A 25315-nucleotide genomic window follows, 5' to 3' on the forward strand; every position below is an offset into this window, starting at 1 on the left:
CCCGCCGCTCCCCCGCCCGCGAGCTCCCCCATGAACCACGGCTGGTCCACGGCGAACCCCAGGCCCGGCGGGGCCAGCAGCAGCTCGACGAAGTCGGGGCCCAGGACGCGGGCCGGGCCGTAGGAGCCGCCCGCCAGCAGGGCGCGGCAAAAAACCGCCAGGTCGGGGGCGGTCGAGAACAGGCCCGCGTGACCGGCCACCCCGCCCAGCGCCCAGGCGTTCTCGTCGTGGACCTCGCCGCGCAGCATGCCCCGGTCCGCCTTGGCCCACGGCCGCCGCTGGTCCTCGGTGGCCGCCGCACCGGGGCACGGGCCGAAGCGGGTCGAGGTCATGCCCAGCGGGCGGGTGATGCCGTCGCGGACCAGGACGTCCAGGGGCCGGCCGGTGACGCGTTCCAGGACGTGCTGGAGCAGGAGCGGGTTGAGGTCGGAGTAGGTGTACGTGCCGGGCGCCCCCACCGGGGCCTCCGTGCGCAGCATCGCCAGGCGGGAGGCGTCGTCGGGGCAGTCGTACAGCGGGAGTTCGGGACGCAGTCCGGAGGTGTGGGTGAGCAGCTGCCGTACGGTGACGCCGTGCGCGGCGGCGGCGCGGAACTCCGGCAGGTACGCCCCCACGCGCGCGTCGATGCCCAGCGTGCCCCGCTCGATCTGCTGCACGGCCGCGACCGCCGTGAACAGTTTGGTCAGGGACGCCAGGTCGAAGGGTGTGTCGACGGCCATCGGGACCCGCGCGGCGGGCGGCAGTTCGACGCCCCGGCCGGCCCGGGGGTCGTAGGACGCGTACCGCACGGCCCAGCCCGCCGCCTCCGCCACGGCGACCACCGGGCCGCGCCCGGCGAGCACGACGGCGCCCGCCGCCCAGGGGTGTTCCCCGGCGGTGAGGCCGTGGACCTCGCGGACGAGCCGGCGGAGCTCTCCGGCGTCGAGTCCGGCCTTCCGCGGTGTGTCCCTGCGCAGTCTCGGCGCGCTCAGCTCTCTTCCTCCGGGCTCCGTGGGTTCCAGGGACGGCACATTCCCGTGAAGCAGGCCGCCGCCACCAACGCGGCCGCCAGCTGGACCACCGCCATGGGCACGGCGGTGTGCTCCCCGGCGATCCCGACGAGCGGGGAGGCGACCGCGCCGATGAGGAAGGTGGACGTACCGAGCAGGGCGGACGCGGAGCCCGCGTGGTGCCGGGTGCGCATCAGGGCGAGGGCCTGGGTGTTGGGCAGGGTGATGCCCATCGCGGACATCAGCACGAACAGCGCGGCGGCCACGGGCACCAGGCCCACGTCGCCGAGGGCGCCCGCCGCCATCAGCAGCAGCGCGGCCGCGGCCAGGGCGACCACCGCGAGGCCGACGGCCAGGACCCGGTCGAGGCGGACCCGGCCGACCAGCACCTTGCCGTTGACCTGGCCGACGACGATCAGCCCGATCGAGTTGAGCCCGAACAGCAGGCTGAACGTCTGCGGGGAGGCGCCGTAGATCTCCTGGATCACGAACGGCGAGGCGGAGATGTACGCGAACAGCGCCGAGAAGGCGAAGCCGCCCGTGAGCAGGTAGCCGGTGAAGACGCGGTCGGCGAGCAGTTGCCGCATCGAGCCGAGCGTCTCGCCGACGCCGCCGCTGTGCCGCTCGGCGGGCGGCAGGGTCTCCGGGAGCCGCGCCCAGACGACCGCGGCCAGCAGCGCTCCCACCACCGTCAGGACGACGAACACGCCCCGCCAGTCGGTCACCCGCAGGATCTGACCGCCGATCAGCGGCGCCACGACCGGGGCGACCCCGGATATCAGCATCAGGGTGGAGAAGAAACGGGCCATGGCCACGCCGTCGTACAGGTCCCGCACCACCGCCCGGGCGATGACGATGCCGGCCGCGCCCGACAGGCCCTGCAGCAGCCGGAAGGCGATCAGCACCTCGACGTCGGGCGCGAGGGCGCACAGCGCGGTGGCGAGGACGTAGACGGCCAGTCCGGCGAGCAGCGGGCGCCGGCGTCCCCACCGGTCGCTCATCGGGCCGACGACCAGCTGCCCGAGCGCCATGCCGACCAGGCAGGCGGTCAGCGTGAGCTGGACGGTCGCGGCCGGGGCGTGCAGGGACCGGGTGACCTCCGGCAGCGCGGGCAGGTACGTGTCCATCGCGAGCGGGGGTGTGGCGGTCAGTCCGCCGAGGATCAGGGTCACCAGGAGGCTGGTGCGGCGGGCCGGCGGCCGGAGGGCTCCGGGTCCGGGTCCGGACCGGGGTTCGAGTCCGGGTCGGGGTTCGAGTCCAGGTCCCTTGCCCGGTACCGCCGCCCGCGACGCGTGCGGTGCCGACGCCCCACCCTCGGACATGTGCCCCTCCCTCTCCGGTCGTTCCGCCACCTATGCTCTCAGCTCGTACGCGGTGCCGAGGGTCGTGCGAGCCAGGAGCGAGGGTGGGGGACCGGATGACGGAGCAGAGGACGCGCTGGGGGATCCTGGCGACGGGCGGGATCGCGGCCGCGTTCACGGCGGACCTGGTGGATCTGCCGGACGCGGAGGTCGTGGCGGTGGCCTCGCGCGGCGAGGAGCCGGCGAGGGCGTTCGCCGAGCGGTTCGGGATCCCCCGGGCGTACGGCTCCTGGAAGGACCTCGCCGAGGACGCCGACATCGATGTCGTCTACGTCGCCACCCCGCACGCGGCCCACCGGACGGCCGCCGGCCTGTGTCTGGAGGCCGGGCGGAACGTGCTGTGCGAGAAGCCGTTCACGCTGAACCTGCGGCAGGCCGAGGAACTGGTCGCGCTGGCGCGCGGGCACGGCCGGTTCCTGATGGAGGCCATGTGGATGTACTGCAATCCGCTGGTACGGCGGCTGAAGGCGCTGGTCGACGACGGCGCGATCGGTGAAGTGCGCACCGTGCAGGCCGACTTCGGCCTCGCCGGCCCCTTCCCGCCCTCGCACCGGCTGCGCGACCCGCACCTGGGCGGCGGGGCGCTGCTCGACCTCGGCGTGTACCCGGTGTCGTTCGCGCAGCTGCTGCTCGGCGAGCCGTCGGACGTGACGGCCAGGGCGGTGCTCTCCGCGGAGGGCGTCGACCTGCAGACCGGCGCCCTGCTGTCCTGGGACGGCGGCGCGCTGGCCCAGGTGCACTGCTCCATCAGCGGCGGTACGGCGACCTGCGCCTCGATCACGGGCTCCCGGGGCCGTATCGACGTCCCGTCGGGCTTCTTCCACCCCGAGCGCTTCGTCCTGCACCGCGACGGCCGCGAACCGGAGGAGTTCACCGCGGACCCGGCCGACGGCCCGCGCACGTCCCTGCGCCACGAGGCCCTGGAGGTGATGCGGGCGCTGCGCGCGGGCGAGACCGAGTCGCCGCTCGTGCCGCTGGACGGCACCCTCGCGGTGATGCGGACGCTGGACGCGATCCGGGAGCGGATCGGCGTGCGCTACCCGGGCGAGGCGGGCGATCCGGACGCGGGCCGGGCCGAGGTACCGGTACCGGCCTGAGACACCGTCAGGCAGAGACGGCAGTCGGCCTGGTCACCTCCCCAGGATCCGGTCGACCTCGGCCGACTGGGCCGCGGTGAGCGGCCCCTTCGTCAGGGCACCCGCGTTCTCCTCGGCCTGGGCGACCGAACGGAAGCCGGGGATGGGGACGGTGCTCGGGCTGCGCGCCCACAGCCAGGCGAGGGCGCCCTGGGCGAGGGTACGGCCGCCGCTGGTCAGGACCTCCCGCAGCGCCTCGACCCGGGCCAGCCACTCGGGGTCGGCGCCGGAGCCGTCGCCGAACCCCGGCAGCCAGGCGGGCGGCCGGCTGCGGATGTCCCCCGCTTCCAGGGGCGCGCGCCGGGCGTGGTGCCCGCCGGTGAGCAGCCCCATGGCCAGCGGGCTGCGGTCGATGCTCGCGAGGTCCAGTTCCTCGCACAGCGCGAGCATCGCGGGCGCGTCCTGGAGCACGTTGAGCGCGTGCTGCACGGCCGTGCAGTGCTCGCCCTCGGCGAAGACGGCCGCGCGGGCGGGGTCGTCGGTGCTCCAGGCGTAGGCGCGTACGAGCCCCTCGGCCACGAACGCCTCGCAGGCGTCGCGGAGTTCGGCCGCGTCGGCCGGGCGGGCGTCGGCGATGTGCAGCTGGTAGAGGTCGACGTGGTCGGTGCCGAGGCGGGCGAGGGACGCGGTGAGCGCGCGCCGGGCGTGCTCGGGGGTGGCGTCCTGGCCGTCGGCCGTCCGGGTGCGCTCGTCGAAGAGGTTGCCCCACTTGGTGGCGACGACGACTTCGTCCCGGCGCTTGCCGAGGGCCCGCCCGAGCAGTCTTTCGCTGTGCCCGCAGCCGTAGACGTCGGCGGTGTCGAAGAAGGTGACACCGAGGTCGAGGGCGCGCCGGACCGCCCGTACGGACTCCTCGTCGTCCACTCTCCCCCAGCCGAGCGGCTGCCCGTCCGCCGACTGCCACTCCCCGCCGATCGCCCAGCACCCGAACCCGAGCGCGCTGACCTCGATCCCGCTGCGTCCGAGCGTCCTTGTGAAGGTGGCGGTGGTCCCGGTGGTCCTGGTGATCTCCATGCCCGCAGACGCTAGGAGTTGAAGCGCACGCGAGGGCAAGACGCCGTAGAGGCTTTTTTGCCGCCCGGGCCGGGCGGGTGTGGACGGTGCGAGGGTGGAAACGCGGAAGGACGCGGAGGAGTGCCCTCCTCCCGTTCCCGCCGTCTGCCTGGGGAGTCACCGTGAACTGCTACGACCGACGTGATCTGGGCCTGCTGCTGCTCCGGCTGGGCACCGGCGGTGTGCTGGCCGCGCACGGTGCGCAGAAGCTGCTGGGCTGGTTCGGCGGGGGCGGGATCGAGGGGACCGGCAAGTTCATGGAGTCCGTGGGCTACCGGCCGGGCAAGGCGAGCGCCATGGCGGCGGGCCTGGCGGAGGCGGGCGGCGGGCTGCTGCTGGCCCTGGGACTGGCCACCCCGGCGGCGGGCGCGGCGGCGGCCGGCGCGATGGCCGGGGCGGCGGCGCTGCACGCGCCCAACGGCTTCTTCGCCCAGGAGGGCGGCTACGAGTACGCCGTCTCCCTGGGCCTGACCTCCGCGAGTCTGGCCGTCACGGGCCCCGGCCGGCTCTCCGTGGACCACGCCTTCGGCCACGCGGTCAACCGCGGCTGGATGGTGCCGGCGGCGTTCGCCACGGTGGGCGCGGTGACGTCGGTGGTCGTGGGCGCGCGCATCAAGCGGCTGCGGAAGGAGAGGGAGGGCGAGCAGCAGGTGCTCTTCGAGGAGTAGGCCTTCGGTATCAGGTCGGGCCGTGGCAGGCTGCGGTCCATGACCGATCAGCGCGTTTCCGCACCCGCCGATGACCTCTGGTCCGCCGTCGACGCCCTGTGGACCTGGCTGGACGGCCACCGCACCCACGAGGGCCGGGAGGGCTTGCTCCTGTGCATCCTGAAGCTCCAGGAGGAGACCGGCGAGGTCGCCCAGGCGGTGATCGGCGCGACCGGCCAGAACCCGCGCAAGGGCACCACCCACACCTGGGACGACGTCCAGGCGGAACTGTGCGACGTGGCGATCACGGCCCTGGTGGCCCTGCGCACGCTGACCCCCGAGGCACGGGAGGTCTTCACCCGGCACCTGGCGGAAGTCACGCGGCGCTCGCTGGGGGCGGGCGGGGAGGCCTGAGGGGCGACGGGCGCACCTGGCGGACGGCTCACCCACCGGCCGTGCCCCGAAGCGCCGGTGTCGGCTCGGTCGAGGGCTGGGGAAGGTCCAGCAGACCGCGTATCCGGCGGACGTGCTGGGTCGGGTTGTGCTGCTCCAGGGATCGCAGGTGCCCGTGGAAGGTGTCCGCGTCGCGTGCCTCGGCCGCCTGCCGCAGGAGCGGCAGCCCCGCTTCGAGCTCCGCCACGAGCTGCTCGACCGGCCGCTCGGCCCCCGGCAGCTCGGCATCCTTGAGCAGCTGGATCGTCTCGGCCTGCGCCTCGGCCATCTGACCGGCCCAGGCCTTGGCGCCGGCGAGGTCCTGCCGGGGGTCATTCACCGGCTGGAGTGCGGATGTGACGGTCAGCGGCTTCACGGCCGAGACGAAAGCCAGTTGGTCGGTGCTCAGGTCGGACGCGCCACGCCGTACCGAGGTGTCCAGTTCGGCCCCGTCGAAAAGCGCCGCCCAGCACAGCACGGTGCGCTTCCCGGCAGCCCAGCCCCGCTCGTCCGGATAGTAGTAGTAGGTCCGCAGATACCCGAAGGCCACCGGGTCCACCGAGTAGTCGAAGAGGAGCTCCGTACACTGCGGTCCCGCGATCGCCCCGATCGCGTCACGGCCCGGGAAGTCCCGCTGCTCGGAGAGCGCGAAGGTGGCATACGCCTCTCCTCGATGCGACTCGTCGCACGGGACCATCTCCACGCTCGCGCCCAGCGGCGGTCTGTCCCACTTCGGCAACTCCGCGCCCGGGTTGAAGCAGTCACCGACCTTCAGCAAGTGGACCGTGCTCCACCCCCGCCCCGGGACCTCACCGTTGTCGTCCCTGGCGGAAATCGTCCACACCCTGAAGTTGAGCACCCCCGCCACGACGGCGGCGGCCAGCAGGAGAACCGCACCGGAAACGGAGATCCCGGCAATCGCGAGGCCCTTGCCCCGCTGTCCCTTCCTGGATATCTGCACCAGCGCGACGACACCGAGGATCAGCCCCAGCGGGGCGAGACACAGCAGCGACGTCACCAGAGCCGCGACCGCGAGGCCGTTCAGTACCGGCCGCACCGGCGGCCGCGTCGGACCCCACTGCTGTCCGGGTCCGGGCGGCGGCACGGGCGGCTGGTACGGGTACGACGGCGGGGGCGGGGGCGGGGGCGGGGGCGGGGGAATCGACACGGAAGCTCTGCCTTTCCTGGCCGTCTCGCCGCGGCGGGCGGCCGAAAACAGGTGGGCGCTACAAAGATCACCCCCTGATCAAGTCGAACACAAGGCTGCGGGCACTTCTCCGGCTCGCTGAAGCCGAACAGAGTGGCCGGTACGGCTTCCCGGTCGACGAGCGGACGGAGTCCGCCGCATGCCCGGTGTCAGGGCCGGTTGAGGTAGAGGAGCACGGCCGGCACGCGGCGGTGGTCCTCCGCCGAGTTGGCCAGGCCGAGTTTGGTGAGGATGGGGCTGACGCGGGTCTCCACCGTGCGGTGGGTGAGCCACAGCCGCCGGGCGGTGCCGACGTTGGTACGGCCCTCCGCCATCAGCGCCAACACCTCGCGCTCCCGGGCGGTCAGGGACACGAGCGGGTCGACAACACGGGCTTCTCGTGGGAGAGCGTGGCGGGCACGCCGGCGCGGTTGAGCGATGCGCGGATCGACCGTGAGGTCTGGTACACACCCCTGTTCGAGGGTGACCGCAGGTCGTCGGCCCAGTCACCTGAAGCAGGCGTCCTCAGGGTAAAAGAATCAACTTCCTCAGGTGCGGACCCTTTCGGTGGTCGCTGCGAGGGGAAGGCCCGCGTCGCGACGATCCGTTCCGGTGACGGCGGAACCGGTGGTGAGGTGGGTCCCACTCACCGCACAGCAATGACGCTTACATGTCAAGCCTTCAACTCCCTTGATTATAAGCCACAGTTACCACACTCTTTACTCGGCCTTGATCGGAACGCAGCGTTCAGGGCCGTGTGCGCGACCCCGCGCGCACCCCCACATCGCGCGCCCCACCCAGGCGCGCTTGCCTGAGGAGGACTCCCTCACATGGCACAACCGCGTAGCAGGAAGATCCGCTTCGCCGCCCTCACCGGCGTTGCGACCGCCGCCCTTCTGGGCGGACTCACCGCACTTCCCGCCCAGGCCGCCCCGGCCGAAGGAAAAGTGCTCGCCGCCGACTCCCCCACGGCGATCAAGAACAGCTACATCGTCACGCTCAAGAAGACCGCGGGCTTCAAGTCCGCGTCGAGCAAGGGCAAGGGCCTGGTCACCAAGTACGGCGGCTCGGTGAAGAAGACGTTCGGCAGTGCGCTGAACGGCTACACGGCGAACCTCTCGGCGACCGAGGCCAGAAGACTCGCGGCCGACCCGGCGGTCGCCATGGTGGAACAGGACCAGAAGGTCCACCTCGACGCCACGCAGACCAACGCCCCCTGGGGCCTGGACCGCATCGACCAGGCGGCACGTCCGCTCTCCGGCACGTACACCTACCCGGACTCGGCGGGCAGCGGCGTGACCGCGTACGTCATCGACACCGGTGTACGCATCACGCACTCGCAGATCAGCGGGCGGGCCTCGTACGGCTACGACGCCGTCAGCGGCGGTACGCCGTCGGACGGCAACGGCCACGGCACCCACGTCGCCACCACCATCGCGGGCTCCACCTACGGCGTCGCCAAGAAGGCCAGGATCGTGGCGGTCCGCGTGCTCGACGCCAACGGCTCGGGCACCACGGCCGGCGTCATAGCGGGCGTCGACTGGGTCACCAGGAACCACTCCGGCCCCTCGGTCGCCAACATGTCGCTGGGCGGCGGCGCCTCCGCCTCCCTGGACGCGGCCGTGCGCAACTCGATCGCCAGCGGTGTCACCTACGCGGTCGCCGCGGGCAACGAGAACACCAACGCGTCCTCCTCCTCCCCCGCCCGTGTCACCGAGGCGATCACGGTCGGCGCCACCACCAGCACGGACGCCAGGGCCAGCTACTCCAACTACGGCTCGGTCCTCGACCTCTTCGCCCCCGGCTCCNCTCGATCACGGCGGGCTGGCACACCAGCGACACCGCGACCAACACCATCTCGGGCACGTCGATGGCGACACCGCACGTCGCGGGCGCGGCCGCGGTCTACCTCGCGGGCCACACCACGGCCACCCCGGCACAGGTCTCCGCGGCCCTGGTGAACGGCGCCACCTCGGGCGTGGTCACCAGCCCGGGCACCGGTTCGCCGAACAAGCTCCTGCGTCTCGTCCCGTAACACCGAGTCAGGTATGAACGCCGTTTCCCGGAGGCCGCCGCGTCTCCGGGAAACAGCGCTTTTCCGGCCGGCGAGCGGACCGAGCGGATCGAGGCCGCCGCGCGCCCGGCGTCAGGCCCGGTTGAGGTAGAGGAGCACGGCCAGCACGCGGCGGTGGTCCTCCTCGGAGTTGGCCAGACCGAGCTTGGTGAGGATCGAGCTGACGTGGGTCTCCACCGTGCGGTGGGTGAGCCACAGCCGCCGGGCGATGCCGACGTTGGTACGGCCCTCCGCCATCAGCGCCAGCACCTCGCGCTCCCGGGCGGTCAGGGACGCGAGCGGATCGGCGGCCCGGCGCGCCCCGATCAGGCGCGACACCACCTCGGGGTCGAGGGCGGACCCCCCGGCCGCCACCCGGCGCAGCGCGTCGAGGAAGTCGTCGACGTCGAACACCCGGTCCTTGAGCAGGTAGCCGAACCCGCCCCGGGACACCAGGTCGACGGAGTGCCGGGTCTCGACGTGCTGGGAGAGCAGCACGATCCCGAGCCCGGGATGGGCGTCGCGGATCCGCCGGGCCGCCCGGGCTCCGTCGTCGGTGAGGTCGGGCGGCATCCGGATGTCGATGACCGCCAGGTCGGGGCGGGTGGCCATGACCGCGGAGACCAGCTCCGGGGCGTCCTGTGCCTTGGCCACGACCTCGTGGCCCGCATCGGCCAGCAGGCGGGCCAAGCCCTCCCGGAACAGCGCCGAGTCCTCGCCGATCACCACGCGCACGGCAGCACCGCCTCCACCAGGGTGCCGCCGCCCGCCGGGCTGGACAGCCGCAGCGTGCCCCCGGCCGCCTCGACCCGGTCCGCGAGCCCGGCCAGCCCGGCGCCGGGACGCAACGCCGCGCCGCCCGGCCCGTCGTCGTCCACCCGCACCGTCACCCGGTCGCCGGCCCGGCTGACCCGGACGCCGATCACGGCCGGGCCGGCGTGCTTGACGGCGTTGGTCATCGCCTCGCTCGCCACGTAATAGGCGGTCAGCGCCACGTCGTCGGGCAACTCGTCGGCGCAGACCTCCAGTTCCACCGGCACCGGGGCCTGGCCGGCCAGCATGGCCAGCGCGTGACCGAGCCCGTCGTCCAGGCTGCTCGGCCGCAGGCCGTGCGCGATCTGCCGCAACTCGGCTACAGCAGAAGCAAGTTCGGCCACCGACCGGTCGAGCAGGTCGTCGACGTCGACCGTGCCGTCGTCCAGGTGGCGCTGTGCCAGCCGGATCGCCATGCCCAGGGAGACCAGGCGCTGCTGCGCCCCGTCGTGCAGGTCGCGTTCGAGCCGCCGCCGCTCCTCGTACCCGGCGTGCAGCAGCCGGCCGCGGCCGGCCTCGGCCTCGGCCAGGGCCCGGCTGACCTCTATGCGCAGCCGGACCACCTCCACCAGCAGCACGCAGGCGGACGCCACCTCGCGCAGCAGCTCCCGGCTGCCGGCCGCGCCCCGCACGATCGCCCCGATGTCGTGCCCGCCGAGCCGGACCGGCGCCACGTACGCCTGGCCCGGGTCCAGCGCCGCGCCCGCCGCGTCGACCAGCCCGGACGTGCCGGGGAGCCGGTAGCCGACCCGGAGCAGCGGATCGCGCAGCGCCTCGCGCAAAGCCTGCTCCAGCTGCTCCGGCCGGGCCTGCCCGGCGTGCATACGGCCGCGCAGCACCTGAACGGCCGTCAGCGCGGCCTGCCGCGCCGGGTAGAACCGCCCGTCGGTCCACCGCTGGAGCCGGGTGCGCAGCGGGGACAGCGCGGCGGCGCAGACGGCGGTGGCCGCGGCGGCCGCGACCGGTGAGGACCGTCCGGCGCCAAGGCCGGCCACGAACGAGGCGGCCGTGTAGAAGCCCAGCAGGGCCGTGGTCACCAGGCCGTAGGTGACGGCGGTGCTGATCGCCCGGTCGATGTCGTAGAGGTCGTGCCGCAGCACCGCGATCGTGGTGGCCACCGGAATCGCCAGGGCCGTCGCCGCCAGGCCCACGACCGCCAACTCCGGCCCGCCGAGGAACAGGTAGCCGGTCCAGCACAGCAGCAGCGTCAGCGGCAGGAAGGAGGCACCGAGCGCGAACCACTTCAGCTGCGCCCGCCGCACGTCGTCGGCCGCCCGCCGGTAGCGGACCACCACGGCCGCGGCGGACGCGATCAGCAGCCCGAGGAAGACCGGCAGCAGGGCGAACGCCACCGCGCTCAGCACCGGGAGCCAGGGCTCGGGCACCCGCACGGGGTGCGGCATCGCCTCGAACGGCGGCCGGAACGGTGCCGGGTCCAGCGCCGCGAGCAGCATGAACAGCGGCGGTACGGCCAGCAGTCCGGCCGCCGCCCACCGCCGGCGCCGCCCCGGCAGCCTGCCGTCGGGGAAGACCAGCATGAGCAGCGCGGCCGGAACGTACAGGAACATCCAGTCGCCCTGCGACAGGGCCGCGTACCACCGCGCGAACGGCAGGCCCGGCCGCCGCGCGAGGAGCGGCCCGCCCAGCTCGCCGACCGTGAGCCACACCGCCGTCGCGCCGACCAGCACCAGCAGCAGCCCGACCACGCTGTCCGGACGGCGCACGGCCACCACCACGCCCAGCACGACGGAGGGCAGTCCGAACGCCACACCGACCGCGAACGCCGTGGTGGCACCCCCGTCACCGCCGAGCACGGCCAGGACCACTCCGGCAGCCGCCAGCACGCCCGTCAGGACCGCGGCGGCGACGGCGAACAGACCCCGGATTGCCACGCGCCCAGGGTAGGGCGGCGGTCACCGGGAGTGAATACGTGGCAGCACGGAGAACGGTCCCGGGCCGGCCCCGATCCGCGGACCCGCCCCGCGAACCCAGACTGCGGACACGGCACCGGTCCTTCCGACACCGGTGCTCACCCACCTTCAGGAGGACCCCGTGAACCGCACCCGTCTTCTCGCCACCGGACTGGTCCTGTCCGGCCTGCTCGGTCTCGTCGACGTGATCTCGCTGCCGTTCGGCGACGGGGAGCACCCCCCGGTCGCGGTGGCCGTCGTGGGCGCCGTACTCGGACTGATCACCCTGGTCGGCGCCGTTCTGGCCTGGCGGGGCAGCCGCGCCGGCGCGGTGGCCGTGATCGTCACCCGGCTGCTGTCGGGGCTCAGCGCCGTTCCGGCGTTCTTCGCCGACGACGTGCCCGGAGCGCTGGTCGGCGCGGTCGCGGTCGCCCTCCTCGTCACCCTCGCCGGCGTCGCGCTGGTCGCCTCGGCGCTGCGGACCCGCGCCGTGGCGGAAGGATGACATGACCTCCACCGCGGCGGACACCGCCCCCGGCATACCGGACAGGCCGGGCAGGCCGGGCAGGCCGGGCACGCCTGGAACACCGGCCCGTCGCCCCGTTCGCGACCTGCGCGGGTCTGGCGGGTGACGGCGGCGGCCCTCGCCCCGCTGCCCGCACTCGCGCCGGCGGCGTACATGCTCGTCCTCCCGTTCCGGCCGGACGCCGGGATCGGCACGGCGATCACCGGCAGCGCGGCCCACCCCGGCGCCGCCCGGGCCGCGCTGCCGCTGATCGCCGGGCGGGGTTCCGTCGTCCGCCGGAACGGGCCGACCGTCGTGGCCGCCGTGCCGGACTCCGGGTCCCGCGACCGCGGCCGCGCGCGAAAGCCTCGCCCGCCCCTGTGGAGCCCCTGTGGGGGCGGGAAGAGAAGTCGGGCGCCAAGTCAGCCCTTCTCTCGCTCCACGAGATCCCGGAAGTGCTCCAGATCGCCCCGGACCGTCCGCTCGATCGCGTGGACCTGGGCCATTCCCTTCGGACCGCCGAAGGTGTTCTGGATGGTCTGCGGGTCGTACTCCATCCGGACCTGTACCTGGCTGTGGTCGTTGTCCAGGGACCTGACCGAGAGGGTGCCCTGCAGTTCCGGGCTCCCCTGCGTCTGCCAGGCGATGGTCTGTTCGTCGGCGCGGTCGGAGAGGACGGCCTCGAGCGCCTGCTCACCACCGCTGGTCCGGACATCGAGGCGGGCGCGGTCACCGCCGTGCGCGGAGGCGCGCCGCACCCCGTCCATGAACGACGAGTACTCCTCGATGCGGTGCAGCTGGTCCCACACCTTCTGTGCAGGGGCGTTGACGTCGATGTGCTCCTGGAGCCTGCTCATCACAAACCTCGCCTCCTGGCCGCCCGGCTGCCCGGGCCCCGGTCCCTTCCAGGTTGCGCCGCGAGTCGGCCACGCGGCAACCAGACCGGGAAGCGCCCCGCCGGTCACGGGCGAAGCCGTCGGCGGGTGCCTGGCGCGTCCGGGTGCAGCCGCTGCGGGAGGACCGGGGCTCGCCGCGGGCGGCGCTCATCTCGCTGTACTCGCTGTTCGCCACCACCCGGGACGTCCTCCGCCGCATGGCCGGTGAAACGGCCGGTCCGCTCGTCCTGCCGGGCGTCGCCGCGAACCTCGTCGACCAGCATCCGCGGCAGTACCGGAGAGGCGGTGGCACACCGTCCGCGAACTGCGCGCCCTGCAAAGGGAGTTAACCTCGCTCTATGCGGGGTGGGAGCGGCTGACGTGGTGGTGGCAGATCGTGGTCGCCGCGATCGAGCGGCACCACCGGCTCTGCGAGCGGCTCGGCGAAACCGTGTCGCACCCGCAGGTCCTCCAGAGTGGCAGCAACCGGGCCCGCCCCCGCTTCCGCCGGCCTGACCTGCCTCAGCCCGGGTCGATCTCGGCCCAGACCGTCTTGCCGGGGCCGGGTTCGGTGTCGACGCCCCGGCGGGACGTGTCGAGGCTGCTGTCCGCCCGGCGCGGGGAGCGTGGGACGCGGTGGCGACGGCTTCCGGCGGGTCGGCAGGCGTTGCCGGCGTCGGCCCCCTACGGTGCGGGCACACCTACGCTCGGCTCACCGCCAGTTTTTCAACGCTTCAAGCTGCTTCAAACTGAGGTTGAAAGGGCTCAGTGGCTCGTGGCGTCGCGGGGAATCGCCGCGGAGCGCGGCAGGAGAGCCTTCAGCTGATGATCGCGGTGGCTTCGACCTCGACCAGGAGGTCGGGTCCGGCCAGGGCGGCGACGCCCACCCCCGTGAACGGCGGGGCCGAGGTGGTCTTCAGCTTCGCGGCCGCCCTGGCGACTCCGTCCAGGAACAGGGGCATCTTGTCGGGGGTCCAGTCGACGAGGTACACCGTCAGCTTCGCCACGTCGTCGAAGGAGGCTCCGGCTTCGGCCAGGGCCGTGCCGACGTTGAGATAGCACTGCTCGACCTGAGCGGCGAGATCCCCCTCGCCGATCGTCACCCCGTCAGTGTCCCGGGCGACCTGTCCGGCGATGAAGACCAGTCTCGTTCCGGATGCGATCGACACCTGCCGGTAGAGGTCGACTTCCGGCAGTCCTTCGGGGTTCACCAGGGTGACGGCCATGCTGACTCCTCGCCACGAAAGCCCGTGGGCCCGGTCTCACCGGGCCAAGGCCCTCTTGGTCTCTTGTGGTTACTCAGGAACCATAGGAGAGTGGCCGCCGGCGTGGAAGAACGCACTTTTCAGTGACTGGGGAACCTCATGGTGACCAAGCAGCTCAACGACTCGCCCTACGAAGCGGACCTGACCCGCGCGGACTCCCTGGCGCGGGAGATCTTCTCGGACGTCGCCAACAAGTGGGCGCTTCTGATCATTGAGTCCCTCGGTGAGCGCACCCTGCGCTTCAGTGAGGTGCGCTCGGAGGTCGAGGGCATCAGCCACAAGATGCTCACCCAGAATCTGCGCATGCTGGAGCGCAACGGTCTGGTCGAGCGGACCGTGCACCCCACCGTGCCGCCGCGGGTCGAGTACACCCTCACCGAGCCGGGCCGGGCTCTCCGGGCGACCGTCGAGGGAATGTGCGACTGGACCCACCGGTACTTCCGTCACATCGAGGCATCCCGCCACCGCTTCGACGGATGACGGGCCGGGCTTCGCCCGCGAGCCGGGTCGGCGGGGCAACGGCCTGTATGGTCACGGCGATTCCGACCCGGGCACCGTCTTCGCCGGGCGCCCGGCCACCGCCGGCAGGCCGAGCCGGATGCCGCCCGGCCCTCTCCCCGGTGGATGGCCGCCGGCACCCTGCTTGTGGGCGGTGGCCCAGGCGAGCGGGGTAGCCGGCTCACGGGCAGCCGGTCCTTGACGTCCTTCAGGGCCTTCGCGCGGCCCGGGTCAGCATCCGGTCCAGCCGGGCCGGACCGCACGCCTCCCCCTCCAGCCCGGTACGGGCCGTGGCCGACACCCGCAGCCGGTAGGTGCACCCGTGCGTGCCCGGCCCCCTCGACCTCCCGCACCACCGCCGGAACTGCGACCGGCACAGCCGCCGAGAACAATCCCGCCGCCGACCTGGCCCGCCGCCGGTCCGGCACCACGACCCCGCCCGTCCACTTGCCCGTCGCCGTCCGGATCGCGCTCGGGCCCCGCGGTGCGGAGACGGATCACCACCCGGCGGGCGGCGGCCAGGTCCGTCCTCCCGGTGGCCGCGGGCACCGCTTCCGCGCACGGCCGGCCCATCTGGTCACGGCCCACCCGGTCACTTCGGTGCCCCCTCCGTGACAGCACAGGCGGTGCCGTTGAGGGTGTAGGAGCTCGGCGGGGCGGTATTGCCGGTGTGGACGGCCTGGAAGCCGATGTCCACGGACGCGCCGGGTGCGATGGTGGCGTTGTGGGAGAGGTTCCTGGCCGTCACCCGGCCGGAGGCGGGCGAGTAGTCCGCGTTCCAGCCGGAGGTGATGACCTGGCCGCCGGGCAGGGTGAAGACCAGGGACCAACCGTCAATGGCGGTGGTGCCGGTGTTGGTGAGGGTGATGTTCGAGGTCAGACCGGTGTTCCACGCGCTGACGGTGCCGGTGACCCGGCAGGTGGCCGTCCCCGGTGGCGGGTTGGAGGTCTGGAACTGCGTGAAGAACTTCCACACCTCTCCCGGCAGCCAGGTCCTGGAGCCGCTGTCACCGCCGGCCCCGTCCTGCGGAGCGGCGATGTGCCCCTCGTCGAACGCGGCCCAGGCGACCGGATACCCGGCCGAGCAGCCCGAGTAGGTGGTGACCCGGTGCGTCAGGCTGCCCTGCGCCGGCTCGGGCGGGTTCTGGGCGGTGCAGCCGTTGTTCCTGACGAACCTGTCCCGCATCGTTCGTCCGCCGGAGATGCCGAGGACGCTGTCCCTGAGGCCGTGCACCCCCAGGTAGGCGATGGGCTGAGTGCCGCCGCTGCATCCGCTGAGCTGCCCGCCGCTCTGGACCGCGACCGCGCGGAAGACCGTCGCCCGGGAACACGCGAGCGCGTACGACATGGCGGCGCCGTAGCTGAATCCCAGGGCGAAGCGCTGTGCCGTGTCGACGCACAGATCCGCCTCGATTCGCCTGATCATGTCGTCGACGAAGGCGACGTCCTCCCCGCCGGCATTGGCCCAGCCGTTGTTGAGGCCCTGGGGTGCGACGAAGACGGCACTATTGTTCGCCAGCCGCTGGAGCCCGTAGTAGGCCCAGGTGCCCGTTTCCACGGTGCGGCCCGTGGCGACGTCGTCGGCGGTGCCGCCCAGCCAGTGGAAGCCGAGGACCAGCCGGTAGGCACGGTTCCGGTCGTAGCCGTCCGGGATGCGCAGGATGAAGCTCCGGTTCCTGCCGTTGCTCTGGATCGTGTGCGTGCCGCTCGTCAGGGTGGGTGCCTTGCCGCACCCGGGGGTCGCGGCAGCGGTGCCGACGGTTGCGGCAACCGTGCCGGAGGCCGTGAGCGGCGTGTTCTCGTGGCGGTCACTGCCCAGTGCTGCGCCTCCCATGGTCAGGACGAGCAGCACCGCGACCACAGGGGTCCATAAGGGGAACCTTGAGCTCTTCACCGTACGACTCTCCTTCTGCGCGGCAACCGCGAGGAGGTGGAGCAGTCGCCTGCCTGATCGTCTGAACACCGGGGGCTCCTTTCCCGGAAGGGCGCCGTGAGCGGATGATGCGCGGCGCGTGATGTCATATTCATGACACTGCGAGAGGGATTCGGTGGTTCGCAATTTCGAACACCATTCGGAAAGTCAGGGCGTCACGGATACTAGAGAGACGCCCCGGCATGTCAACACCATCCGACCTCCGGACTCCGCCGTGCGACCGCCGACGGCCGGAAAGAGCCGCGCCGATCCGCAGCATCCGGGCGACGGGCCCGCGGCGGTCCGACGCCGGCGCCGGTTCCAAATGTTTCGATGCGACCGGCGAATCATGCGAGAGGTATTGACGGATTCCACCCGCCCCCTACCATCCAGGTTGTTCAACGAGTCGGCCCGCGTTCGACATCACGAACGCAATGGATCGATCCGGTCGCTCCGCACCGCACGAACGAAGCAGGGCACCCCTGCGTAACGCACGTCGACAAAAGCATCCCCGCGGCCATCGGACCGACGGCGGCGGCACGCGCCGACCACGACAGCCGGGTCGCACAGAGAGAACGACACCCATGGGTATTCCATGATCCCGTCAAAAATTCCTCGTCGCAGTGCTCTGCCCGCTGCCACCGGCCTGGTGGCCGGCGTCTTCCTTCCCCTGCCGGCTCCAGTACCTCTACCAGGGCATGCACCCCAACGCGGGCGGCGACCGCAACCTGCTCCCGTGGCGGCTCGGCCTGCTCACCCAGACCAACTCCACCTGCTGACCGGTCGCAGGCCCCCGGTCCGCACCGGGGGCCTGCCCCTCCCGGTCGGAGGATCACGCGGTCGTATCCGGACGACCTCGGCGAAGACGGAGCGGCAGACGAGTCGGGCTGTACGCCGGGTTCTGTTCCCCGGGTTCCTCGCGGAGCCCGGGGCGACGGCCATCCATCTAGGACCGGCGTTGCCGCCGGCCTCGTGCGGTCCACCCGCGGACTCGGGCGGGCAGCCCTCGAACGTCCGCGCAGAGCGCTTTTCACGGCGCTCCTTTTGACCTTGCTCCGGGTGGGGTTTACCTAGCTGCCCAGGTCACCCTGGGCACTGGTGGTCTCTTACACCACCGTTTCACCCTTACCGAGGATCGAGATCCCCGGCGGTCTGCTTTCTGTGGCACTGTCCCGCGGGTCACCCCGGGTGGCCGTTAGCCACCACCCTGCCCTGTGGAGCCCGGACGTTCCTCGGGAAGCCCCGGAAAGGGCTCCACGCGGCCGTCCGCCCGGCTCGTCTGCCGTGTGGACCATGGTACCGGGCGCGTCGGCCGGTCCCGTCCGGACTCCGGTCAGAGAAAGTCTGCCGTCTCCAGGTCGAAGGCGAAGGGCTCGGGAATCTTGAGAGGCTTGCCGAACGGGCGGGTGCAGAGCTCCGGGTAGTCGTCGTTCTCCGGCTCGCTGAACAGCGTGACGGATGAGGCTTCCCGGTCGACGAGCAGGTAGAGAGGGATGCCGGCGCGGGCATAGCAACGGCGCTTGGCCTCGCGGTCGGCCTTGGGCTTGGTCGACGTCACCTCGAGCACCATGGCCACACCGTCGCAGGGCATCCAGGAGTCGGCACCTCGGTAAAGGCGCAGGGCCCTGGGGGCGAAGGTACCGTCCGGAATCACATGATCCTTCGGGCATCCGCCTCCGCTCTTCAGCCGCAGGCCCTTGTTCCCGGAGAACTGCATGCCGGTACGAGACCGCCCGTACACCTGGTTCACGATCAACTCGATGCAGTCCTCGTGGTCCCCGTCCGGCGGCGGTGTCACGACGATCTCCCCCTCGATCAGCTCGGCCCGGAATCCCTCCGGGGTGTCGAGGGACAGGAAGATCTCCAGCAGGCCCTCGGCCGGCGTGATGGGCGCATGAGCCACGGCAGTCATGTCACGCCCCTCCTTCGGTCGCTCGCCAGAATCGGACATCCCAAGATCACCTGTCCATGAGATCGGGAACCGTTCCCTCGATCGTGGCACACGATCGCGACCCCCGTCAGGCGCCGGACCGTGCGCTTGACCTTCACGCGACGTCAACGTCTGTACTGGTCCGTATGCGGATAGGAGAACTCGCCGCGGCCGTCGGCGTCACCACGCGGACCGTGCGGCACTACCACCACCTGGGGCTGCTCCCGGAACCGGAGCGGCGGGCCAACGGGTACCGGCACTACACCCTGCGGCACGCCGTCGCGCTGGCCCGGATCCGGCGGCTGACCGAGTTGGGGCTGGGGCTGGCGGAGGTGCGGGACGTGCTCGCCGACGACGCGGGGAAAGAGCTCGCCGAGGTGCTGGAGGAGCTGGACGCCGACCTGGCTCGGCAGGAGGCGGAGATACGGGAGCGCAGGGTACGGCTGCGGGCGCTGCTCGAACAGGGGCTGCCCGCCGAGGGGCCGGTCTCCCCGGAGCTGGCCGCCCTGTTCACCGGCACGGCGCACCTGTCCGGCTCCCCCATGGCCGCCAAGGACCGGGAGATCCTCGCGCTGCTCGACACCGCGGCGCCCCCGGAGGACCGGGAGCGGATGGCGGCCCTGCTGGCCGGCGCCTTCGCCACCCCGGACGCGGTGGCGAGGGGGCACGAGGTGTACGCGCGGCTCGACGCCCTCGCGGAGGCCGGCCCGGACGACCCACGCGTCGACGAGGCCGCCCGCGCCCTCGCCGCCCTGATCCCCCGCGGCCTGCTTCCGGAGCTCCCGGAGGCCGACATCGACCACGGCAGCGGCTTTCTGCGCGCCCTTTACGCCGACTTCGCCCCGGCCCAGGCGGAGGCGGTGCGCCGCGCGCTGCGGATCCTCGCCGAGGGGCCGGTATGAGAGCCGCGCTCACCCTCGTCCGGCACGAGGCGCGGCTGATGGCGAGCCTGGCGCTCTGGATCGCGCGCCGTACGCACGGCACCGGCGGCGGTGGGCGGGCCTTCGGGTACGCCCGCGGTCAGGGGCCGGTCATGGCCGGGCTGGCGTTCGTCTGCGTGATCGAGACGCTGATGATGTCCGTGCTGCTGCGGAACTGGCCCACCGCCCACGCGGTGGTGCTGTTCCTCGACGTGTACACGGTCGTCCTCGTCGTCGCCCTGCACGCGGCGTCCGTGGTCCGCCCGCACGTGCTCGGTGCGGACGGGTTGCGGATACGGTACGGCGTCCACGTCGACCTGCGCGTGCCGCTGGAGCGGATCGCGTCCGTACGCCGGGAGCTGCGCACGACGCACGAACGGGCCGACGGCGAGCTGAACGTCCCCGTCGCCTCCCGGACCTCGCTCACCCTGGAACTGACCGCCCCCGTCGAGCACGTCACCCTCCTCGGCAGGCGCCGGCCGGTGCGGGTCGTACGCCTCCACGCCGAGGACGCCGGCGCGCTGGTGGACGCCCTCACCGCCCCCACGCGGGCGCGGACGGAGTAGGGCGGAGGCGCCCGGGCGGCACGCCGTACGCTGGCGCGGAGCTCGACCGAAGGAGTACGTGTGCTTGTCCTGCTGCCCCCGTCCGAAGGCAAGGCGCCCGGCGGCCGTGGTGCCCCGCTGGAGCCGGAGTCGCTGTCGCTGCCGGGGCTGGCCGCCGCCCGCGAGGCCGTCCTCACGGAGCTCGTCGAGCTGTGTGCCGGTGACGAGGACAAGGCCCGCGAGGTACTCGGGCTGAGCGAGGGGCTGCGCGGCGAGGTCGCCAAGAACGCCGGACTGCGCACGGCGGGGACGCGGCCCGCCGGGGAGGTCTACACCGGGGTGCTCTACGACGCCCTGGACCTGGCCTCCCTCGACGCCGCCGCCCGGCGGCGCGCCGCGCGCTCGCTGCTGGTCTTCTCGGGACTGTGGGGCGCGGTGCGGGTCACCGACCGGATTCCGTCCTACCGCTGCTCGATGGGCGTCAGGCTGCCGGGCCTGGGGGCCCTCTCGGCCCACTGGCGTACGCCGATGGCCTCCGTCCTGCCCGAGGCCGCCGGTGACGGACTGGTGCTGGACCTGCGGTCCGCCGCCTACGCCGCCGTCTGGAAGCCGAAGGGCGAGGTCGCCGGGCGGACGGCGACCGTACGGGTGCTGCACGCGCCGACCCGGAAGGTCGTCAGCCACTTCAACAAGGCGACCAAGGGGCGGATCGTGCGCGGTCTGCTGAGCGACGGCGCCGTGCCGAAGGACCCGGCCGGGCTGGTGGAGGCGCTGCGGGACCTCGGGTACGTGGTGGAGGCGGAGCCGCCCGCGAGGGCGGGGAGGCCGTGGGCGCTGGATGTGCTGGTGACGGAAATCCACTGAGAACCACTGAGAGCCGCTGAGAGCCGCTGAGAGCCGCTGAGAGCCGCTGAGAGCCGCTGAGAGCCGCTGAGGGCCGCTGAGGAGCGCTGAGGGACGGCTGTGGCGCGTTGCGTCCTGCGCAACGCGCTTTGCGCACCCCGCTCCTCCTGGGCAGGATCAGCTCATGTCCTCCGTCCTGGATCTCGCCCCCGTCGTGCCCGTCCTGGTCGTCGAGGACGCCGCCGACGCCGTACCGCTGGTGCGGGCTCTGGTGGCCGGCGGGCTGCCCGCGGTCGAGGTGACGCTGCGGACGCCGGCCGCGCTGGACGCGGTCCGGGCCGTCGCCGGTGAGGTGCCGGAGGCGGTGGTGGGGGCCGGTACGGTCGTCACGCCGGCGCAGGTGGCGGACAGTCTGGCCGCCGGGGCGCGGTTCCTGGTGAGCCCCGGCTGGACCGGCGTGCTGCTGGAGGCCATGCGGACGTCCGGGGTGCCGTTCCTGCCCGGGGTGTCCACGGTGTCCGAGGTCATGGCGCTGCTGGAGCGCGGGGTGCGGGAGATGAAGTTCTTCCCGGCGCGGGCGGCCGGCGGCGCCGCGTATCTGAAGGCGCTGTACGGCCCCCTCCCCCAGGCCCGCTTCTGCCCCACCGGCGGCATCGGGCCCGACAGCGCGCCCGAGTACCTGGCGCTGCCCAACGTCGGCTGCGTGGGCGGCAGTTGGATGGTTCCCGCGGACGCGGTGGCCGCCCGGGACTGGGCCCGGGTCGAGCGGCTGGCCCGCGCCGCGGCGGCGCTCAGCGCAGGTGGGACGTGTCGTTGAACAGGCGGACGCTCGCGTTGCCGTCCGCGTAGTACGCCACCGCCGACAGCGACGCCGCCGACAGCTCCATGCGGAACAGGGACTCCGGCGGGGCGCCGAGGGCCAGCTGGACGAACGTCTTGATCGGGGTGACGTGGGTGACCAGCAGGACCGTACGGCCCGCGTGGGCCGCGACCAGCTTGTCGCGGGTGGCCGCGATACGGGTCGCGGTGGTCGCGAAGCTCTCGCCGCCGCCGGTGGGTTCGGCGTGCGGAGAGGCCAGCCAGGCGTTCAGGTCGTCCGGGTAGCGCTCGCCCACCTCGCCGAACGTGAGCCCCTCCCAGGCGCCGAAGTGGGTCTCGCGCAGCCCCTCCTCCACGATGACGTCGAGGCCGAGGCGGGTGGCGACGACAGTGGCGGTCTGGCGGGTGCGGGTGAGCGGCGAGGAGACGACGGCCTGGATCGTGCCGCGCCGGGCCAGCGCCGCGGCGGCCCGCTCGGCCTGTTCCAGGCCCACGCCGGACAGCGACGGATCGGTGCCGCCGCTGCCCGAGAAACGCTTCTGCGGCGTCAACGGCGTCTCCCCGTGCCGCAGCAGCACGAAGGTGGCGGGGGCGCCGAGGTCGGCGGGCCCCCAGCCGGGCGACGCGACGGCCTGCGCGGCCCGGACGTCGGCGTCGGCCCGGACGTCGGCGTCGGCCCGGACGTCGGCGTCGGCCCGGGCGTCGGCCCCGGAAGAACCGCGCCGGCCGACGGCCCCCGCGCCGACGCCGGCCGATGCCCGACCGGGCGCGGCAACCGCCTGGCCGGGCGCGGCAACCGCCTGGCCGGACCGCGCCCCGGCGTCGGCATCGCCGCGCGCGTCGGTGTCGGAGACCGTCCCGCCCGCAGCGGCACGCGCCGCCCGGGCGTCGGTACCGGCGTCCGCCTCACCTGCCGTGTCCAGGGTCGCCGTGGAGGCCGGCGCCGACCACTCCTCGCCCCGTGCCCCCGCGTCCATCGCCTCGTTGGCCAGGCGGTCGGCGTGCTTGTTCCGCTCGCGCGGGATCCACTCGTACGTCACCCGCTCGGGCGGGAACACCCGGGCGGCCTGGGTCGCCAGCGGCTTCAGGTCCGGGTGCTTGATCTTCCAGCGGCCCGACATCTGCTCGACGACCAGCTTGGAGTCCATGCGGACGTGGACCCTCGCCGAGGGGTCCAGGGCGTGCGCGGCGCGCAGGCCGGCCAGCAGGCCGCGGTACTCGGCGACGTTGTTGGTGACGACGTCCAGGTACTCCGCGGTCTCCGCCAGGGGCTCCCCCGTCGCCGCGTCGAACACCACCGCGCCGTAGCCCGCGGGCCCCGGATTGCCCCGCGACCCGCCGTCGGCCTCGACGATGAACTCCCGCACGCCGACGCCCCCTACAGACCCGACTCGGCGGTGCGCACCAGGATGCGACGGCAGTTCTCGCAGCGTACGACCGTGTCGGGCGCCGCCGCGCGGATCTCGCCCAGCTCGGTGATGGCGAGCTCCTGGCGGCAGCCCTGGCAGGTGCGCTGGTACAGCTTGGCCGCGCCGATGCCGCCCTGCTGCTCGCGCAGCTTCTCGTACAGCTTCAGCAGGTCCGCCGGGACGGCGGCGGCGACGACCTCGCGCTCCTTCGTCACCGTCGCCACCTCGCCGTCGATCCCCTCGAGGGCCGCGTCCCGGCGCGCGGTCGCGTCGTCGACCTTGGCCTGGACGGAGGCGACGCGTCCGGTCAGCTCGGTGACCCGCTCCTGCGCGGACTCGCGGCGCTCCATGACCTCCAGGACGACGTCCTCCAGGTCGCCCTGCCGCTTGGCGAGGGAGGCGATCTCGTGCTGGAGGTTCGTCAGGTCCTTCGGCGAGGTGATCGCACCGGAGTCCAGGCGCTGCTGGTCACGGGCGGCGCGCTTGCGCACCTGGTCCACGTCCTGCTCGGCCTTGGTCTGCTCGCGGGCGCAGTCGCTCTCCTCGGTCTGCGCGGCCACGAGCAGGTCGCGCATCTGCGCGAGGTCCCGGGTCAACGACTCGATCTCGGCGTGCTCCGGCAGGGACTTCCGCTTGTGCGCGAGCTGCTGCAGGCGGACGTCGAGGCCCTGGACGTCGAGGAGTCGGATCTGGTCGGCGGGCGCGGCGTTCAGTTGGGGGCTCCCATTAACTAGTGGTGGCGGTGGACGCCGCGTGGGCGGTCCAGGGGTCGGTGACCGTCTTGGAGACGTGGACGCGCAGGTCCCATCCGTGGCGGTCGGAGATCTCGTCGAGCTGGGCGGCGGCCAGCTCGCACCAGGGCCACTCGGTGGCCCAGTGCGCCGCGTCGAGCAGCGCGATCGGACGGTGGGCGCGATCCGCCGTGAACTCCGACGCCGGGTGGTGGCGCAGGTCCGCGGTGAGGAAGGCGTCGACGCCGGCGGCCCGTACGGCGTCGAAGAGGCTGTCGCCGGAGCCGCCGCTGACGGCGACCGTGCGGATCCGTGCCTCGGGGTCGCCGGCCACCCGGATGCCCTGCGCGGTGGCGGGCAGCCGCTCGGCGGCGCGGGCGGCCAGTTCGCGCACGGTCAGCGGGTGGTCCAGCTCGCAGACCCGGCCCAGGCCCCGGCGGCCGTCCGGGTCGGTGGGGTCCGGTACCAGGGGGCGTACGACCCGCAGGTCCAGCGCCCCGGCCAGCGCGTCGGAGACACCCGGGTCGGCGGTGTCGGCGTTGGTGTGGGCCACGTGCAGGGCGATGTCGTTCTTGATGAGGGTGTGCACCACGCGGCCCTTGAAGGTGGAGGCCGCCACGGTCGTCGTGCCGCGCAGGTACAGCGGGTGGTGGGTGACCAGCAGGTCGGCGCCCAGCTTCACCGCCTCGTCGACGGTCTCCCGCACCGGGTCCACGGCGAACAGCACCCGGCCGACCTCCTGATCGGGGTCGCCCACGACGGTGCCGACCGCGTCCCAGGACTCGGCCCGCTCGGCGGGCCACAGGTTCTCCAGCGCGGCGATGACGTCAGACAGAAGGGGCACGGGTGCAAGGCTACCTGGGTGTTCGCCGCGGCTGAACCGCTGCCGCCGACCCTTCCGGGACCGTGCCCGTCGAGCACACCGGTCCCGGTTTCCTCAGGCGAATCGTTCCTGGGCCACCCGTATGTGTGAAGCCGCCGCCCGCCGCTCCGCCGTCTGTGCTTAGGAAAACTACCGTCCTCACAGGAGGTGACCGAACAATGACAACCTGTGTTGTCGGGTCTTCGGCGGCCGGCGAGGACGACGGTGCCCCGCGGGCGGGCTGCACGATCACGGTGGACGGCGCCTACGCCGCCCGGCTCGTGCGCAGCGGTGACTCCTGGTACCCGGAGCGGTGGACCCTGGACGGCCCCGAGCCGTACGCGGTGCCGCTGCCCGGCGACCAGCCCGAGGAGCCCGGCACGGAGGTGCAGCCGATGGGCGACGGCCGGGTCCTCATCCGGCGGCTGGTGGCCGGCCGGCACGCCTTCTCGCTGCTGTACCCGACCGGCCCCGGCACCGGCGAGCTGCCGCTCGGCGCCCTCGAGTGCGCGAAGGACGCCCGGCTGCGGCTGCTGCCCCCGGCTCCGGGCGGCGAGCGGGCGTACGCACTCGCCGTGGGCCCGCGCTCCACGGCGGTGTGGCTGGTGGCGGGCGGCCCCC

The 25315-nt window shown here is 73.1% G+C and carries 25 protein-coding genes, 1 other RNA gene and 4 pseudogenes; 15 read left to right on the forward strand and 15 right to left on the reverse strand.

What is annotated here, in order from left to right; translation table 11 throughout:
* Positions 1-1010: serine hydrolase domain-containing protein (locus tag RH94_RS32145; protein WP_073952003.1), on the reverse strand; the 1010-nt coding region annotated here is incomplete at its 3' end.
* Entirely contained in the window at positions 968-2311 is a 1344-nt protein-coding gene (locus RH94_RS32150) for a multidrug effflux MFS transporter (RefSeq protein ID WP_073951861.1), read from the reverse strand. The genes RH94_RS32145 and RH94_RS32150, both read right to left, overlap by 43 nt.
* Before the next feature lie 95 nt (positions 2312-2406).
* Between RH94_RS32150 and RH94_RS32155 the strand changes: the two genes are divergently transcribed.
* Positions 2407-3447, forward strand: a complete 1041-nt coding sequence (locus RH94_RS32155; RefSeq protein ID WP_073951862.1) for a Gfo/Idh/MocA family protein — start codon at positions 2407-2409, stop codon at positions 3445-3447.
* 33 nt (positions 3448-3480) lie between these two features.
* Here RH94_RS32155 and RH94_RS32160 read toward each other — a convergent pair whose 3' ends face one another.
* On the reverse strand, positions 3481-4500 hold the full coding sequence (locus RH94_RS32160; protein WP_073951863.1) for an aldo/keto reductase: 1020 nt from the start codon (positions 4498-4500) through the stop codon (positions 3481-3483).
* 161 nt (positions 4501-4661) lie between these two features.
* Between RH94_RS32160 and RH94_RS32165 the strand changes: the two genes are divergently transcribed.
* Positions 4662-5207 carry a DoxX family protein gene (locus tag RH94_RS32165; RefSeq protein WP_073951864.1) on the forward strand — a complete coding sequence of 182 codons (546 nt, stop codon included), beginning with the start codon at positions 4662-4664 and terminating at the stop codon, positions 5205-5207.
* A 39-nt stretch (positions 5208-5246) separates the two neighbouring features.
* Positions 5247-5600 carry a MazG-like family protein gene (locus RH94_RS32170; protein ID WP_073951865.1) on the forward strand — a complete coding sequence of 118 codons (354 nt, stop codon included), beginning with the start codon at positions 5247-5249 and terminating at the stop codon, positions 5598-5600.
* Between the two features lie 28 nt (positions 5601-5628).
* Here RH94_RS32170 and RH94_RS32175 read toward each other — a convergent pair whose 3' ends face one another.
* Positions 5629-6786 (reverse strand): DUF4190 domain-containing protein, encoded by a 1158-nt coding sequence (locus RH94_RS32175; RefSeq protein ID WP_079189275.1) that lies wholly within the window; start codon positions 6784-6786, stop codon positions 5629-5631.
* Positions 6787-6974: 188 nt separating this feature from the next.
* The gene (locus RH94_RS41620) at positions 6975-7178 is read right to left on the reverse strand and encodes a response regulator transcription factor (protein ID WP_324614336.1); all 204 of its coding nucleotides are present in this window, start codon (positions 7176-7178) and stop codon (positions 6975-6977) included.
* Positions 7179-7634: 456 nt separating this feature from the next.
* On the opposite strand from RH94_RS41620, the gene RH94_RS32185 reads away from it, so the two are divergent.
* Positions 7635-8612 (forward strand): S8 family peptidase (locus tag RH94_RS32185; RefSeq protein ID WP_234426180.1); only part of this gene is annotated, 978 nt, incomplete at its 3' end.
* Between the two features lies 1 nt (position 8613).
* Positions 8614-8839 (forward strand): annotated as a pseudogene (locus RH94_RS45170) (S8 family serine peptidase); the annotation flags it as partial.
* Between the two features lie 111 nt (positions 8840-8950).
* On the opposite strand, the gene RH94_RS32190 reads toward RH94_RS45170, so the two are convergent.
* A complete protein-coding gene (locus RH94_RS32190; protein ID WP_073951867.1) occupies positions 8951-9592 on the reverse strand; it encodes a response regulator transcription factor in 642 nt (213 codons plus the stop codon).
* Positions 9580-11562: a sensor histidine kinase gene (locus RH94_RS32195; RefSeq protein ID WP_073951868.1), complete on the reverse strand. Its 1983-nt coding sequence runs from the start codon at positions 11560-11562 to the stop codon at positions 9580-9582. Before RH94_RS32195 ends, RH94_RS32190 begins: the two co-directional genes overlap by 13 nt.
* Before the next feature lie 160 nt (positions 11563-11722).
* Here RH94_RS32195 and RH94_RS32200 point away from each other — a divergent pair, with 160 nt between their 5' ends.
* Positions 11723-12085 carry a hypothetical protein gene (locus RH94_RS32200; protein WP_073951869.1) on the forward strand — a complete coding sequence of 121 codons (363 nt, stop codon included), beginning with the start codon at positions 11723-11725 and terminating at the stop codon, positions 12083-12085.
* A 422-nt stretch (positions 12086-12507) separates the two neighbouring features.
* Here the strand turns inward: RH94_RS32200 and RH94_RS32205 are convergent, their stop codons facing one another.
* Positions 12508-12942, reverse strand: a complete 435-nt coding sequence (locus RH94_RS32205; RefSeq protein ID WP_073951870.1) for an SRPBCC family protein — start codon at positions 12940-12942, stop codon at positions 12508-12510.
* A gap of 143 nt (positions 12943-13085) precedes the next feature.
* On the opposite strand from RH94_RS32205, the gene RH94_RS32210 reads away from it, so the two are divergent.
* On the forward strand, positions 13086-13310 hold the full coding sequence (locus RH94_RS32210; protein WP_073951871.1) for a hypothetical protein: 225 nt from the start codon (positions 13086-13088) through the stop codon (positions 13308-13310).
* A gap of 203 nt (positions 13311-13513) precedes the next feature.
* Positions 13514-13686: pseudogene (locus RH94_RS45175) on the forward strand (IS5/IS1182 family transposase); the annotation flags it as partial.
* Positions 13687-13778: 92 nt separating this feature from the next.
* Here RH94_RS45175 and RH94_RS32215 read toward each other — a convergent pair.
* The gene (locus RH94_RS32215) at positions 13779-14186 is read right to left on the reverse strand and encodes a RidA family protein (protein WP_073951872.1); all 408 of its coding nucleotides are present in this window, start codon (positions 14184-14186) and stop codon (positions 13779-13781) included.
* A 138-nt stretch (positions 14187-14324) separates the two neighbouring features.
* Here RH94_RS32215 and RH94_RS32220 point away from each other — a divergent pair, with 138 nt between their 5' ends.
* Positions 14325-14705, forward strand: coding sequence for a winged helix-turn-helix transcriptional regulator (locus RH94_RS32220; protein ID WP_073951873.1), 381 nt, complete (start codon positions 14325-14327; stop codon positions 14703-14705).
* 610 nt (positions 14706-15315) lie between these two features.
* Here the strand turns inward: RH94_RS32220 and RH94_RS32230 are convergent.
* A complete protein-coding gene (locus tag RH94_RS32230; RefSeq protein WP_073952004.1) occupies positions 15316-16557 on the reverse strand; it encodes a cellulose binding domain-containing protein in 1242 nt (413 codons plus the stop codon).
* Positions 16558-17306: 749 nt separating this feature from the next.
* Between RH94_RS32230 and RH94_RS40055 the strand changes: the two are divergent.
* Positions 17307-17414 (forward strand): annotated as a pseudogene (locus RH94_RS40055) (non-reducing end alpha-L-arabinofuranosidase family hydrolase); the annotation flags it as partial.
* Between the two features lie 95 nt (positions 17415-17509).
* On the opposite strand, the gene rnpB reads toward RH94_RS40055, so the two are convergent.
* An RNA gene (gene rnpB / locus RH94_RS32235) (RNase P RNA component class A) lies at positions 17510-17913 on the reverse strand.
* A gap of 55 nt (positions 17914-17968) precedes the next feature.
* The gene (locus RH94_RS32240; protein ID WP_073951875.1) at positions 17969-18547 is read right to left on the reverse strand and encodes a Uma2 family endonuclease; all 579 of its coding nucleotides are present in this window, start codon (positions 18545-18547) and stop codon (positions 17969-17971) included.
* A 164-nt stretch (positions 18548-18711) separates the two neighbouring features.
* On the opposite strand from RH94_RS32240, the gene RH94_RS32245 reads away from it, so the two are divergent.
* The 4 genes from RH94_RS32245 to eda all read left to right on the forward strand — a co-directional run bounded on the left by RH94_RS32245 (position 18712) and on the right by eda (position 21690).
* Positions 18712-19467: a MerR family transcriptional regulator gene (locus tag RH94_RS32245; RefSeq protein WP_073951876.1), complete on the forward strand. Its 756-nt coding sequence runs from the start codon at positions 18712-18714 to the stop codon at positions 19465-19467.
* A complete protein-coding gene (locus RH94_RS32250; protein ID WP_073951877.1) occupies positions 19464-20051 on the forward strand; it encodes a hypothetical protein in 588 nt (195 codons plus the stop codon). The genes RH94_RS32245 and RH94_RS32250 overlap by 4 nt, the downstream gene beginning before the upstream one ends.
* A gap of 60 nt (positions 20052-20111) precedes the next feature.
* The gene (yaaA, locus tag RH94_RS32255; RefSeq protein WP_073951878.1) at positions 20112-20894 is read left to right on the forward strand and encodes a peroxide stress protein YaaA; all 783 of its coding nucleotides are present in this window, start codon (positions 20112-20114) and stop codon (positions 20892-20894) included.
* 163 nt (positions 20895-21057) lie between these two features.
* Positions 21058-21690 (forward strand): bifunctional 4-hydroxy-2-oxoglutarate aldolase/2-dehydro-3-deoxy-phosphogluconate aldolase, encoded by a 633-nt coding sequence (gene eda / locus RH94_RS32260; protein WP_073951879.1) that lies wholly within the window; start codon positions 21058-21060, stop codon positions 21688-21690.
* Here eda and RH94_RS32265 read toward each other — a convergent pair.
* From RH94_RS32265 to RH94_RS32275, 3 genes are all read right to left on the reverse strand, one after another.
* Positions 21665-23059, reverse strand: coding sequence for a bifunctional RNase H/acid phosphatase (locus RH94_RS32265; protein WP_073951880.1), 1395 nt, complete (start codon positions 23057-23059; stop codon positions 21665-21667). The genes eda and RH94_RS32265 overlap by 26 nt on opposite strands.
* 11 nt (positions 23060-23070) lie before the next feature.
* A complete protein-coding gene (locus tag RH94_RS32270) occupies positions 23071-23754 on the reverse strand; it encodes a zinc ribbon domain-containing protein (RefSeq protein WP_456154175.1) in 684 nt (227 codons plus the stop codon).
* Positions 23755-23827: 73 nt separating this feature from the next.
* On the reverse strand, positions 23828-24676 hold the full coding sequence (locus tag RH94_RS32275) for a Nif3-like dinuclear metal center hexameric protein (protein WP_073951882.1): 849 nt from the start codon (positions 24674-24676) through the stop codon (positions 23828-23830).
* 197 nt (positions 24677-24873) lie between these two features.
* Here RH94_RS32275 and RH94_RS45180 point away from each other — a divergent pair.
* A pseudogene (locus tag RH94_RS45180) lies at positions 24874-25315 on the forward strand (hypothetical protein); the annotation flags it as partial.

It is taken from the genome of Streptomyces kebangsaanensis (assembly GCF_001906585.1).
GTDB classification, from domain to species: domain Bacteria; phylum Actinomycetota; class Actinomycetes; order Streptomycetales; family Streptomycetaceae; genus Streptomyces; species Streptomyces kebangsaanensis.

What these genes read in the sequence shown, in the direction of transcription:
- RH94_RS32215 (WP_073951872.1), bottom strand. Translation starts at nt 14,186, where the DNA reads ATGGCCGTCACCCTGGTGAACCCCGAAGGACTGCCGGAAGTCGACCTC.
- RH94_RS32205 (WP_073951870.1), bottom strand. Translation starts at nt 12,942, where the DNA reads ATGAGCAGGCTCCAGGAGCACATCGACGTCAACGCCCCTGCACAGAAG.
- RH94_RS32160 (WP_073951863.1), bottom strand. Translation starts at nt 4,500, where the DNA reads ATGGAGATCACCAGGACCACCGGGACCACCGCCACCTTCACAAGGACG.
- RH94_RS32155 (WP_073951862.1), top strand. Translation starts at nt 2,407, where the DNA reads ATGACGGAGCAGAGGACGCGCTGGGGGATCCTGGCGACGGGCGGGATC.
- RH94_RS32245 (WP_073951876.1), top strand. Translation starts at nt 18,712, where the DNA reads ATGCGGATAGGAGAACTCGCCGCGGCCGTCGGCGTCACCACGCGGACC.
- RH94_RS32150 (WP_073951861.1), bottom strand. Translation starts at nt 2,311, where the DNA reads ATGTCCGAGGGTGGGGCGTCGGCACCGCACGCGTCGCGGGCGGCGGTA.
- eda (WP_073951879.1), top strand. Translation starts at nt 21,058, where the DNA reads ATGTCCTCCGTCCTGGATCTCGCCCCCGTCGTGCCCGTCCTGGTCGTC.
- RH94_RS32230 (WP_073952004.1), bottom strand. Translation starts at nt 16,557, where the DNA reads ATGGGAGGCGCAGCACTGGGCAGTGACCGCCACGAGAACACGCCGCTC.
- RH94_RS32170 (WP_073951865.1), top strand. Translation starts at nt 5,247, where the DNA reads ATGACCGATCAGCGCGTTTCCGCACCCGCCGATGACCTCTGGTCCGCC.
- RH94_RS32250 (WP_073951877.1), top strand. Translation starts at nt 19,464, where the DNA reads ATGAGAGCCGCGCTCACCCTCGTCCGGCACGAGGCGCGGCTGATGGCG.
- RH94_RS32220 (WP_073951873.1), top strand. Translation starts at nt 14,325, where the DNA reads ATGGTGACCAAGCAGCTCAACGACTCGCCCTACGAAGCGGACCTGACC.
- RH94_RS32240 (WP_073951875.1), bottom strand. Translation starts at nt 18,547, where the DNA reads ATGACTGCCGTGGCTCATGCGCCCATCACGCCGGCCGAGGGCCTGCTG.